General features: G+C 39.2%; 14 protein-coding genes. 8 read left to right on the plus strand and 6 right to left on the minus strand.

Annotated elements, in window-relative coordinates; translation table 11 throughout:
* Nucleotides 1-98 precede the first annotated feature (98 nt).
* Entirely contained in the window at nucleotides 99-920 is an 822-nt protein-coding gene (locus R2Q84_RS10495; protein ID WP_316816488.1) for an alpha/beta hydrolase, read from the minus strand.
* Between the two features lie 212 nt (nucleotides 921-1,132).
* On the opposite strand from R2Q84_RS10495, the gene R2Q84_RS10500 reads away from it, so the two are divergent.
* The 7 genes from R2Q84_RS10500 to R2Q84_RS10530 all read left to right on the plus strand — a co-directional run bounded on the left by R2Q84_RS10500 (nucleotide 1,133) and on the right by R2Q84_RS10530 (nucleotide 6,622).
* Nucleotides 1,133-2,236, plus strand: coding sequence for a carboxylate-amine ligase (locus R2Q84_RS10500; RefSeq protein WP_316816489.1), 1,104 nt, complete (start codon nucleotides 1,133-1,135; stop codon nucleotides 2,234-2,236).
* Between the two features lie 5 nt (nucleotides 2,237-2,241).
* The gene (locus R2Q84_RS10505) at nucleotides 2,242-3,081 is read left to right on the plus strand and encodes a glutamine amidotransferase-related protein (RefSeq protein WP_316816490.1); all 840 of its coding nucleotides are present in this window, start codon (nucleotides 2,242-2,244) and stop codon (nucleotides 3,079-3,081) included.
* Nucleotides 3,074-4,258: a hypothetical protein gene (locus tag R2Q84_RS10510; protein ID WP_316816491.1), complete on the plus strand. Its 1,185-nt coding sequence runs from the start codon at nucleotides 3,074-3,076 to the stop codon at nucleotides 4,256-4,258. Before R2Q84_RS10505 ends, R2Q84_RS10510 begins: the two co-directional genes overlap by 8 nt.
* 56 nt (nucleotides 4,259-4,314) lie before the next feature.
* Nucleotides 4,315-4,473, plus strand: a complete 159-nt coding sequence (locus R2Q84_RS10515; protein WP_316816492.1) for a FeoB-associated Cys-rich membrane protein — start codon at nucleotides 4,315-4,317, stop codon at nucleotides 4,471-4,473.
* An 18-nt stretch (nucleotides 4,474-4,491) separates the two neighbouring features.
* Complete coding sequence (locus R2Q84_RS10520) at nucleotides 4,492-5,082, plus strand: Crp/Fnr family transcriptional regulator (protein ID WP_316816493.1); 591 nt, start codon at nucleotides 4,492-4,494, stop codon at nucleotides 5,080-5,082.
* Nucleotides 5,083-5,171: 89 nt separating this feature from the next.
* Nucleotides 5,172-5,702 (plus strand): YceI family protein, encoded by a 531-nt coding sequence (locus R2Q84_RS10525; RefSeq protein WP_316816494.1) that lies wholly within the window; start codon nucleotides 5,172-5,174, stop codon nucleotides 5,700-5,702.
* A 47-nt stretch (nucleotides 5,703-5,749) separates the two neighbouring features.
* Nucleotides 5,750-6,622: a pirin family protein gene (locus R2Q84_RS10530; protein WP_316816495.1), complete on the plus strand. Its 873-nt coding sequence runs from the start codon at nucleotides 5,750-5,752 to the stop codon at nucleotides 6,620-6,622.
* A gap of 135 nt (nucleotides 6,623-6,757) precedes the next feature.
* Here the strand turns inward: R2Q84_RS10530 and ispF are convergent, their stop codons facing one another.
* Nucleotides 6,758-7,243: a 2-C-methyl-D-erythritol 2,4-cyclodiphosphate synthase gene (ispF, locus tag R2Q84_RS10535; protein ID WP_316816496.1), complete on the minus strand. Its 486-nt coding sequence runs from the start codon at nucleotides 7,241-7,243 to the stop codon at nucleotides 6,758-6,760.
* A gap of 146 nt (nucleotides 7,244-7,389) precedes the next feature.
* The gene (gene porV / locus R2Q84_RS10540; RefSeq protein ID WP_316816497.1) at nucleotides 7,390-8,571 is read right to left on the minus strand and encodes a type IX secretion system outer membrane channel protein PorV; all 1,182 of its coding nucleotides are present in this window, start codon (nucleotides 8,569-8,571) and stop codon (nucleotides 7,390-7,392) included.
* 226 nt (nucleotides 8,572-8,797) lie between these two features.
* Between porV and R2Q84_RS10545 the strand changes: the two genes are divergently transcribed.
* Entirely contained in the window at nucleotides 8,798-10,375 is a 1,578-nt protein-coding gene (locus R2Q84_RS10545) for an SUMF1/EgtB/PvdO family nonheme iron enzyme (RefSeq protein WP_316816498.1), read from the plus strand.
* Between the two features lie 70 nt (nucleotides 10,376-10,445).
* Here the strand turns inward: R2Q84_RS10545 and R2Q84_RS10550 are convergent, their stop codons facing one another.
* The 3 genes from R2Q84_RS10550 to R2Q84_RS10560 are packed head-to-tail and all read right to left on the minus strand — an operon-like array spanning nucleotide 10,446 to nucleotide 12,300.
* Nucleotides 10,446-10,943, minus strand: a complete 498-nt coding sequence (locus R2Q84_RS10550; RefSeq protein ID WP_316816499.1) for a biotin/lipoyl-containing protein — start codon at nucleotides 10,941-10,943, stop codon at nucleotides 10,446-10,448.
* 2 nt (nucleotides 10,944-10,945) lie between these two features.
* Nucleotides 10,946-11,599, minus strand: a complete 654-nt coding sequence (locus R2Q84_RS10555) for a DUF4159 domain-containing protein (protein WP_316816500.1) — start codon at nucleotides 11,597-11,599, stop codon at nucleotides 10,946-10,948.
* On the minus strand, nucleotides 11,596-12,300 hold the full coding sequence (locus R2Q84_RS10560; protein WP_316816501.1) for a 16S rRNA (uracil(1498)-N(3))-methyltransferase: 705 nt from the start codon (nucleotides 12,298-12,300) through the stop codon (nucleotides 11,596-11,598). The genes R2Q84_RS10555 and R2Q84_RS10560 overlap by 4 nt, the downstream gene beginning before the upstream one ends.
* Between the last annotated feature and the right edge of the window lie 7 nt (nucleotides 12,301-12,307).

Raw genomic sequence — 12,307 nt, forward strand, 5'->3', positions numbered from 1 at the left:
AAATGCGTATGATTTTTGCCGCAAAGATACGCTTTATTATCGATATATCAAGGGATTAGCTAAGAGCAACCCCAAAAAAACATCATACTAATCCTTTTTTATAACAGCGCCTTTCGACCGAAAGCCCAGATCAGAAAAGGTAACATCGCTTTACCCCACGTTGAGACATCATGCCTACCACCCACCATTTCATAATAAGTAATATCCTCAGGACGTCTGTAACCCTTTTTCAGTAATTCCTTAATCACATCTATTGTGTCATCTATAGAATCAATAATAAAATTCCTGTTCCGGTCTGCCGTTTCATCCTCAGTACCAGTCATTAACCAGAATTTCAATTCCGGTTTTATCTTCTTACGAGCAATACAGGCGTGTAAAATCCGATCGTCATCTGTATAATTATCCTTTAAATCTTTTTTCCGCCACCAGAAAGAGCCCGAGAATACGCCAACAGCATCAAAATAATTATCATTGTTCCAGGCGATGTCAAAAGCAGTGAGTCCGCCCAAAGAAAAACCAGCAACGGCGCTTCTTCCATTTATAGGTAAACCTACCACCACTTTTACAAACGGCAATAACTCTTTAATAATAAAATCAGTATAATCTTTCGCCTTATTTCCCCGACCAAGAAAATCAGGATGACCAGCAACACCATATTCCTGAAGTCGATCAACAGATGCCTTAATTGCAACAGCAACAAGAGGCTCAATCTTATAACCTTGGTAAAGCTGATTTAGTATTTCCTGCAACCCAAGTTCAGTTGCAGCCTGACCATCATTAATCAGCAACAAATTCAATCTTTCATTACCCAACAAATTTGCAGGAATAAAAAACTCCAGTTCAACGTCTCTTTCCAGGTAGACGGATTTTAGAACCCTTTCAGTTTTTACAACTTCCGGGACCAATATGGCAGTATACATAATTCAGCAATTCCCCTTTCTCACAAATAAAACACAAAGTTAATATTCTCAACAAAAAACACTTAGCTATAGATTTTTTTTGACATAACATCTAAAAAACCTGAATAAATACACCGAATACTTCGGGTTTAATAAATTGTTTTATTTAACTTGAAGCAGCTAATATTTCAGGCCAAACCGCTAGACAAGATTGATCAATTAGAAGGAAAAATATGATGAACGATTTTACACTAGGCATAGAGGAAGAATACATGATTGTAGACCCTGTAACAAGGGAATTAACATCACATGACCAAAAAATAGTTGAAGCGGCACAAAAGATCCATAAAGACCAGGTAAAAGCAGAAATGCACCAGGCCGTCGTAGAAGTAGGTACAGGTATTTGCAGAAATACTGAACAGGCACGTGAAGAAATCTCGCAGTTGCGATATACCGTTTCACAACTGGCAGGGGAACAAGGGCTGCGAATTGGAGCGGCAGGCACACACCCTTTCTCCCATTGGGAAAAACAGCTCATCACAGAACACCCCCGGTACAATGAAATTGTAAATGAACTTCAGGAAGCAGCACGCTCCAATCTTATCTTTGGCCTACACGTTCACGTAGGTTTTCAATCACGTGAACTAGCCATACATATTGCTAACCAGGTAAGGTATTTTTTGCCTCATGTCTTCGCCTTGTCTACCAATTCTCCATTTTGGGAAGGACGGAATACAGGCTACAGATCATTCCGGACCAAAGTGTTTGATAAATTCCCACGAACAGGAATTCCAGATATATTTAATAGTATCGAAGACTATGACAATTATGTAAAGCTGCTGATTAAAACAAATAGTATAGATAACGCAAAAAAAATCTGGTGGGACATTAGGGTTCATCCCTTCTTTCAAACCATAGAATTCAGGATATGCGATTGTCCGATGCTGATTGATGAAACCATGGCGCTTACAGCATTATTTCAGTCTTTATGTGCCAAACTATACAAATTACGTCTACAAAACCTCAATTTTATCAGCTACTCGAGGGCATTGATCAATGAGAATAAATGGAGGGCTGCACGTTACGGCATAGATGGCAGCCTGATCGACTTCGGTAAAGAAATGGAGGTCAATTGCCGCAACCTCATCTTAGAACTATTGGATTTTGTAGATGATGTAGTAGATGATTTAGGTTGTCGTAATGAGATTAACTACGTATTGAAAATCCTGGAAAACGGTACTGGAGCAGACAGGCAATTGACTGTTTACGAACAATTTGGTAACTTTGAAGCAGTGGTCGACTATATAACCACTCAAACTTTAATCGGGGCCAAGTAGTTGTTATGACTGATAGAAATAAGATAAAGGTAGCCATTATTGATATGAATAACGGGGTTACCAATCAGGGGATCCGTGGAATCCAGGAAGTCTTGTTACGCTATCAGGAGGAAATGGACATCATACTAACTTATGACTTATTTAATTTAAGGCAAAAAGGAGAAGTACCAAACCTAACATACGATATATACATATCAAGTGGCGGCCCAGGCAGCCCTTACGATGGCGAAGGGCAGAAATGGGAAAATGACTTTTTCAACCTGCTGGAAGACATTGAATCTTTCAACCTAAAAAATGAACACAAAAAAAAGCATGCTTTTTTAATCTGTCATTCCTTTCAGATGGCCTGCAGAAAGTTCGGAGTAGGAAAGGTCATTAAAAGGCGCTCAACCTCCTTTGGCATCTTCCCGGTTTTCTTAACTGAAGAAGGTGAAAATGACACAATATTTAATGGCTTACCCAACCCTCTTTACACAGTAGATAGTCGCGCCTGGCAGGTAACTAATCCTGACGATCTTCCCTATGCGGTTAAAAATATCAAAGTTCTCGCCCTTGAAAAAGACAGACCACATGTTGATTTAGAACGATGTGTAATGTCTGTGCGGTTTACAAAGGAAATTGTCGGTACTCAGTTTCATCCAGAAGCAAGTCCCGCTCGTATGAAAGCACACTTGCTATGGAAAGACAAAAAGAAAGCCATCATTAAAAACTACGGTCAGGACAAGTATAATGATATGCTACATAGCCTCGATGATCCGAAGCGGATTGCCCTAACACAGCACCTGGTTTTACCTAATTTTTTAAACGAAGCCATCAACACCTTACAGGAAGCATCATATGATTGAGCATTATCGCAATAAATTCAACCATTCTTTTACTGAAGAAAAATATGCTGATTTTTTAGCCGCCATTGAAAAGGGCTTCACTAAAGTCCCCTTTAGGCTTGCAGAAACTCCGGTTTTTATTCCAGAAGATCTAAAGCAACAGCTAATTGAAGCTGGCGAAGAAATCATATCACTCATCAAACAACCCAACTTTAAAACACGCACCAATAATGCGATTCCTGAAAAATGGCGTGTACCGGATGAAAATGAACACCCTCATTTTCTAACTTTTGATTTCGGCATTTGCAAAGATGAGCAGGGAAAACTTATACCAAAACTAATCGAAATGCAGGGTTTTCCATCACTATATGCATTTCAACCTCATCTAAACAAAACTTACCAGAAAACCTTTGAGCTTCCTGAAAATTTAACCCCCTATTTTAAGGGCTTAACTGAAGAGGAATATATTGACCTGTTTAAGCAGGTTATTGTAGGAAACCATCAGCCTCATGAAGTAGCTTTAATGGATACCGATGCACACCATCAAAAAACAGCAATTGATTTTTTAATAACCGCTCAGCTTCTTGGAATTAAGGTCCTGAGTCTGACAGATATTATTAAAGAAGGAAACAACCTCTTCTATGAAGATGGCGAAAAAAAAATTCAATTAAAACGGATATACAACAGGCTAATATTTGATGAAATTGAGGGTCAGACAAGCCTCTTTGCCGACAGCTTTGATCCACGGGAAAAGTTAAATATCGAATGGATTACCCATCCAAATTGGTTTTACAGAATCAGCAAATACACCATGCCATTCCTGAAAAGTAAGTTTGTTCCAGAGACGCACTTCCTCAACACTTTGAACAATATACCGGCAAACCTGGAGAACTATGTACTTAAACCGTTATTCTCCTTTGCAGGAATGGGTGTAATTATTGATGTTACAGCAGATGACATCTGCAATATCAATGACCCTGAAAATTGGATATTGCAAAAGAAGGTAATCTATGAACCTGTAGTTCAGTCGCCAGATGGAGGAGTCAAAGTAGAGATCAGACTTATGTATTTATGGGCAGATGATGCAGAGCCAAAGCTTTGTATAAATCTAACCCGATTAAGTAGAGGTAAGATGATTGGCGTAAGATACAATCAGGATTTCAACTGGGTAGGTGGCACGATTGGCCTAATGGAGTAATGGTAAATTTACATTCAACAGACTGCTATTGAGCCCAGGCTTGTTATTTTTGTAATATGGACATTCAAAGCATTTTAGTGATTTTACTTTTTGCCGCTGCCATATTTTATGTCGGCCGTATGATTTACCGCGCTATATCTCCAAAAAGTGGAGGCTGTGCCTCAAACTGCAAATGTGGGGTCGACTTTTCAAACATCGAACCTAACAAAAAGTAGACTTCATCTATAAACCTTATGCTGGAGCAGTTTAAAGCCTATCTACAGAACAAAGTAGCCATAACCGACGAACAGTTTAGTCTTATCTCTGACAAGCTAAAGGTTAAGCATTTCGAAAAAAATGAAATGATCCTGATGAAAGGAGAAGTTTCGGCTCACGGATATTTTGTAATTAGCGGTTTATTGCGCAGTTATTCAATAGACAGCAAAGGAAAAACACATATCATACAGTTCGCACCTGAACAATGGTGGTTGTCCGACCGGAACGGCATGTTGTTTAATGAAGCTTCAGAGTTTTTTATTGATGCTATAGAAGCTACTGTAGCAGTAGTCATTCCTAAAGACTACATCAATGAATCGGCTAAAATAGTCCCATGTATGCATGATTTAAACCACACCATACTTAACAATTCTATCAGGTTCATGCAAAAACGCATCAATATGTTGCTGAGTGCAACTGCCGAAGAACGTTACCTGAACTTCATAAAACTTTACCCAAACCTCACATTAAGAGTACCGCAATGGATGATAGCCTCTTATTTAGGCATTACACCTGAGTCTTTAAGCAGAGTCCGCAAAGACCTGGCACATAAGCATTTCAAAACTTAACACTTTCTTATCATACATCAATGTCCCGCTAAACATAAGCCCATAACTTTGTGTTGTTAAATAAAAGAAAAAAAATAAAACACAATATTATGGCAACTACAAACTGGGCATTAGATCCAACACACAGTGAACTTCAATTCAAAGTAAAACATTTAATGATTACTACAGTAACTGGTAGTATGAACGTGTTATCGGCGTCATTAACTTCTGAGTCAGATGATTTTCAGAATGCACAGGTGAAATTTGAGGCAGAAACGGCATCAATCGACACAGGAAATAACGACCGCGACAATCACTTAAAAAGTGGCGACTTCTTTAATGCTGATGAATTCCCTAAAGTATCCTTCGAGTCTACATCTTTTACTAAAGATGGTGGCGACTACGAACTAAAAGGAGATTTAACAATTAAAGGCGTAACAAAACCGGTAAAACTAGCTGTAGAATTTGGCGGCATTGCTACAGATCCATGGGGTAACACTAAAGCCGGATTTACCATTAGCGGAAAAATCAACAGAACAGATTTCGGTTTAACATGGAATGCAGCGTTAGAAACTGGTGGTGTAATGGTCAGTGAGGAAGTTAAAATCTTAGGTGAATTACAATTCGTAAAACAAGCCTAATCAAAGACGATAAGCATCCAGGTTATAAACCCAATAAAGGAGAGAAAGTGAAAGCAAACATTAAGCAGGTATCGGCCGTATTAAGCGCGCCGGCACCTCACATGGTAGGGGACGGCTTCAGGGTACATAATTTTTTCCCCAGTGGTTATAAACTAAAAATGAGCCCGTTTTTCCTGCTCGATTATAACGCTAAAATAACATTTTCTGCCAGAAATGAACCTCGGGGTGTTGATGTACACCCCCACCGGGGATTTGAAACGGTTACCATCGCCTATCACGGTGCGGTAGCACATCACGATAGCGCAGGAAATAGTGGGGTAATTTACCCAGGTGATGTACAATGGATGACTGCAGCGGGCGGAATATTACATAAAGAGTATCACGAATCAGAGTTCAGTAAAAAAGGGGGCGAATTTCAAATGGTACAATTGTGGGTGAATTTACCTGCAAAGGATAAAATGACTCGTCCAAAATACCAGGGCATAAAACATGATGAAATAGCCAAACATATTTTAGCTAAACAAGCAGGCACGATTGAAGTGATCGCTGGAGAATACAATGGCACCAAAGGATCGGCGAGCACCTTTACTCCTATCAACGTGTACAATGCGCGGTTAAATAAAGGTGGAAAAGCTAATTTTAGTTTACCTGAAAACTTCAATACAGGTTTTGTAATCATTGAGGGCAGCATTAAAATCAATGACAACGAAACTGCGAATGCAAATGAATTTGTTCAGTTCAAAAATGAAGGAACTGAAATTCAGATAGAAGCACTCGAAAATAGTGTTGTACTTGTATTGAGTGGCAAACCAATAAATGAGCCGATAGCACAATACGGTCCATTTTTGATGAATACTGCAGAGGAAATACAACAAGCGATCAGCGATTATAACCAAGGTAAGTTCGGCTATCTTGAATAGGAAAATTACCATTCTCATCGAAGTCTGGCATCTCTTAGGCTCCTGAAAAAGGAGCAAAGAGCGCCTAAGGCCTTCTCTGAGAAGGTAATTTTCCGGATCACTGCAAACCTCGCAGGTGCAAAAAGAACTATTTGATTAAGCGATACTTTTCTCGATAAGACAAACTGCATAAGCAACAACACCTTCTTCTCTTCCGATGAAGCCCATTTGTTCATTTGTCGTTGCTTTTATCGAGATATCATCCACTGAGATCTCTGCAGCCTCAGCTATATTTTTTTGCATGGCCGGGATGTGCGGGTTGATTTTCGGAGCTTCAATACAAAGCATCGCATCAATATTACCTATCTCATACCCCTTTTCTTTTAATAGTTTAACCGTTTCCTTCAACAGGATCAGACTACTAATACCTTTCCAGCGGTCATCTGTATTTTTAAAATGATAACCTATGTCCCTTAAATTGGCAGCACCGAGTAATGCATCACAGATGGCATGTAAAAGCACATCAGCATCAGAATGTCCAAAAGCCCCACTATGATGCTCCAAATTAACACCACCAATAATAAATGGGTGATTTTCTTTTAACTGGTGAACATCAAATCCAAAACCTACTTTAATTTTCATTAGTTTATATTTACTTTTAAATGCTTATAAAGTTCTCATAAGCGATATACGTTTGTATTTTTATTTATCCGAGGATAAGCTTACAAAGCTAGCCTTATTTATCTTGTCCTTGCCTTTTTAACTGATTAACTTATTTATACAGCAAATCAATTCTTAGCTTCCCCAAAATTAAAGAGCATTGTAAATCTAAGCGTATTTGCTAAAGGACTCTTTTGCGCATTTGCAAGCAGATAGGCAATATCAATGTTAAACACATTATACTTCAACCCTGCTCCCAGTGTAAAGTAACGTCTATTTCCTTTTTGCGGACTTTCATAAAAATACCCGGCCCTAAAGGCAAACTGCTGACTATACCAATATTCCATTCCGGCAGCAATACTAACCTCCTTTATTTCCTCACTAATCCCTCCCGGGGCATCACTAAACGAACCGAACATGCCTGACGGAACAGACCTGTTTGGATCCTTCCCAGCTATAATTTTTCCATTGGCATCATAAACAGGTTGTGTCGGAACCATTAATTTATTGAAATCGAGCGCAAAAGTAAATTGATTATAATCATCAATCAGAAAAGTAGAAGCTCCCCCGATTTTAAGGTTCGTAGGCAAAAAAGAACTTTCTCCCGTTTCAGAATAACTCATTTTTGTTCCAATATTTGAAATATTGAGCCCTGCAGATAAAATAGCATCAGTTCCTAAAAATATAGCAGGCTTTTTAAAATAAGCCGAGACATCAACAGCAATCGCTGTCCCCGGTTTAGTCTGCTGCCCTGATGAAAATTGTCCGGAAGTCAGATTCGAATAAATATATCTTAAAGATGTTCCCAAAGAAAAAGACTGACTCATCTGCCTTGAGTAAACCACATCAAAAGCTATCTCATTAGGACTGTAAACACCAAGATCCTGCTGATTAATATCCGTCAGCTGAAGTTCGCCAAGATTAAAATAACGTAAAGCAGCCCCAAGGGTGGTCTTTTCATCAGTCTTATAAAAACCAGTCAAATAAGTCAGGCTAATATCCGGAACGAGGCTTTTTAACCACGGACTATAGGAAATTGAAAACCCGTATTTCCGATCTAAAAAAGCCAGTTTTGCTGGGTTTACAGCCATTGCATTCGCGTCTGGCTGTACAGCTACCCCTGCCTCCCCCATACTTCCAAGCCGGGCATCAGGAGCAATCAGTAAGAATGGCACTGCTACCCGGATATTATTACTTTCACTTCCATTGGTTTGGGTCCCAGGTACCACAACCTGGCCGAACAGTTCTGTGCAAACTGCAACAAAGGAAAATACACTTACGGCAGTCTTAACAAAACACCCCAAATTCATCAGTTGTAAATAATTTAACAATTATTGAATGCAAGTTACCATAGTGTTTATTAATTTCAAAGTATAAAAGTCTTAACTCGTGGTTTTAGATTGACACCTTATTTTAACTTTATTAATTATGTTCTTGGACGATAAACCTTTTTTTATGTAATTTTAACTCTTACAAGTATTAACGCGTTTTTGCCCTACTTGAATAACAATTAAAGCTAGTTTTATACAACAATAAATGAAAAAAACATCCTTGTATTCAATCATTTCCATTATGGCCGTTGCCTCTTTCGTTTCCTGTAAATCCAAATCAGGATCCTCAGATAAAACGGGAATGGCCTACAACAAAAAGGAATATGGTGGTTTTACAGTTAATAACCGGTACAAAAGAGGTCCGGGTCCAGGGTTGGTAGAGATTGAAGGTGGTGCATTTGTAATTGGTGGCAGTGCAATTAATGTCCCTGGACAAGAGTTAGGTAACTATAATCATAAAAGAGAAATTACAGTTAACTCCTTTTATATAGATGAAACTGAAGTTTCAAATACCAACTGGCTCGAATATCTGAACTGGATAGTAACAAACTTTCCAAAAGATTACGAATATTACTATAATGAATTACCAGATACGTTAGTTTGGCGTAGACCTCTATCATACAACGAGCCTTATGTAGAAAACTACTTAAGACATCCGGCCTACCAGGATTATCCTGTTGTTGGTGTTACCTGGGAACAGGCAGAACGTTATTGCGAATGGAGAACGGATAGGGTTAATGAATTGCTTCTTCGCGAACGCGGATACATGACCAGCTTTAAAGATAAGAATGGTGGCACTGCCAATGCAGGCGCAACTACCGCTTCGGCTGGATCTCAAGGGCCTTTTAGTACCGGAACCTATTTAAACAACCAGATAGATGATAAAGGTAAAAGAGCAATGAAGGATTTAAACCCTTCCAATGCTGGAAATGGTACCGGAAAAAATATGGCAACTAGAAATGTCAGACTCGAAGATGGTATTTTAAAGTCAGCTTATCGATTACCTTTTGAAACAGAATGGGAGTATGCGGCATTAGGGCTTATCGGAAATACTCAATACGAAAACATCAATGACAACAAGATCTACCCATGGAGTGGTCTGGGCTTAAGCTCCGCAAAAAAAGGTACAAGAGGCTTAATTCTTGCCAACTTTAAAAGAACTAAAGGAGATTACATGGGTGTCGGAGGTTCATTGAATGATAAGGGGGGGATTACTGTTGCTGTAAGATCATATACACCAAACGATTTTGGTCTTTACAATATGGCAGGAAACGTAAACGAATGGGTTCGTGACGTTTACCGCCCAGGTACATTCGAAGCAGCTGATGCCTTCAATCCATTCAGAGGAAATTTATACCTGGATAAAAAAATAGCTGACCCCACCACAGGAAAGATTGCAGTTGACAAATACAACAGACCTGTAATGACCGAAGCGCTTTATGCGAAAAAACAAACCTGGGCAGAAAAACAAGCGGCAGCAACTAAACCAGCTGATTCCCTTAAAAACGCATATGCTGACCAAAGAGGCTTCAGAGACCCTCAAACTGAGCTTTACGGTGAGACTACATTAGTGAATGATAAATCCAGGGTGTATAAAGGCGGATCCTGGAACGACCAGGCCTTATGGCTAAATCCTGCAAGCAGACGCTTCTTGCAACAGGATGAATCCAGTGCAGATATCGGTTTCCGTTGCGCAATGGACATGCAAGGCTCTCCAGAGATCAGATCACAAGGAAAACCTCAATTTAAAAATAAACCTGGAAAAGGTTTCAGAGGTAGGTAAACTAAAAGAGATATAACAATAAAAAAGGAGCAATTAATTGCTCCTTTTTTATTGTACCGTCATTATGTATTTACGAAAACTGTATCAGTATTTCGTTCTTTTCAACCTTATCTCCTTTATTAACCCTTATCTTTTTAACAATTCCCGTACTCGGTGATTTAATGATGTTCTCCATTTTCATCGCTTCCAGCACCAGCAAATTATCCCCTTTATTAACTTCCTGTCCCTCTTCAACAATAACATTGAGGACCAAACCCGGCATAGGAGCTTTAATTTCCCGCATCTTATTGCTTCTTGTATTGTCAAAGCCCAATTGTTTTAGCAAAAGGTCATACTGGTCTTCAATAGCCACTTTATAAAGCGTGCCATTTACCTTGATCACACTCGTTTTTTCTGCCCTGTCTTCAGAGACCAGTTCCATTTTATAAGACCTGTTCTGATACAGGATATGTGCATGTCCTCCCGAAAGGTCTGCGATATCAATTTTTAATTCCTCGCCATCCACTTTCAATACCTGTTGCTCTGCTTCTACCTCAAAACTGTAATTATCATTTACTTTTACATTCATAGTTATTGTGTTAATGCATATTGAATTAAATTAGCACCCATTTTAAGCGCACTTGTACGCTTTTCTTCGGTGTCTTCGGGATAAGTGCCCAGGTCCTCCCAGCCATTCCCCAGATCGCACTCAAATGTATAAAAACAAATCATTCGACCTTGCCAAATCAAGGCATAACCCTTCGCAGGTTTACCGTCGTGCTCGTGTATTTTCGGCAATCCATTCGGGAATTTAAATTTCTGATTGTAGATGCTATGATTGTGTGGCAACTCAACAAAAGACAATTCAGGAAAAACCTTTTTCATCTCTGTACGGATAAACTTATCCAAACCATAATTATCATCTATATGCAGGAAACCACCCCCGATTAAGTACCTTCGAAGATTACCAGCTTCAGCGGTCGTAAAAACCACATTCCCGTGCCCCGTAAGATAAACAAATGGATAATTGAAGATATCACCACTCCCTACCTCTACAATAGCTTCCTGTGCCGAAAAATTAGTCTTAAGCTGCTTATTACAAAAGTCAATCAGATTTGGCAAGGCTGTACGGTTTGCATACCAATCACCTCCGCCATTATATTTCAGCTTAGCCATTTTATAGGTAGGCAAACCAAAACTGCTCAGTAGTACAACCGTTAAAAAAAGTAGTAGTCTAACCCTCATCTGTTTAAATAATTCACTTCAAAACAAGCAGCCAAACCAGCAGTTTCTGTTCTTAATCGTGTATTACCTAAAGTTAAAGGTTTATAATCGTTTTGCAAAGCCATTTCGATTTCAGTACTTGTGAAATCACCTTCAGGGCCAATAAGAATAGTATATCGTTCCCCAGGTTTGGCAACGTTAGTAATAAACTGTCTTGGCTCATTGTCCAGACAGTGTGCAATCATTTTAATGCTTTCGTTTTTTTGCTTTAAAAAAGCAGCTAAAGTCACCTGTGGGTTTAATATCGGATGATAAGCCTGTAAAGACTGTTTAACAGCTGAAGTAATCACTTTAAACAACCTGTCTTCTTTAACAATCTTCCTTTCCGATCTATCGCAAATAACAGGGGTGATTTCTTCAATACCAATTTCAGTCGCCTTTTCAAGAAACCATTCGAGCCTGTCTATATTTTTGGTAGGTGCAATTGCGATATGCAGATGATGGTTACGTTTCTGGTACTCATGCCGGGCTTCGATCACTTTAAGTGTTACTTGCTTCTTATGTTCACCTACAATTTCAGCTTTATAAAGGCCTCCAACACCATCTATCAGGTAGACCAGGGCCCCTATGCCCAAACGTAGCACCTTAATACAGTGCTTACTCTCCTCCTCATTTAAGATATACGCATCGCCACTGATATCCGGGGTATAAAAAACGTGCATAGCTCCA

Source organism: Pedobacter nyackensis, from assembly GCF_032678475.1.
In the GTDB taxonomy this organism is placed as follows: Bacteria; Bacteroidota; Bacteroidia; order Sphingobacteriales; family Sphingobacteriaceae; genus Pedobacter; species Pedobacter nyackensis_A.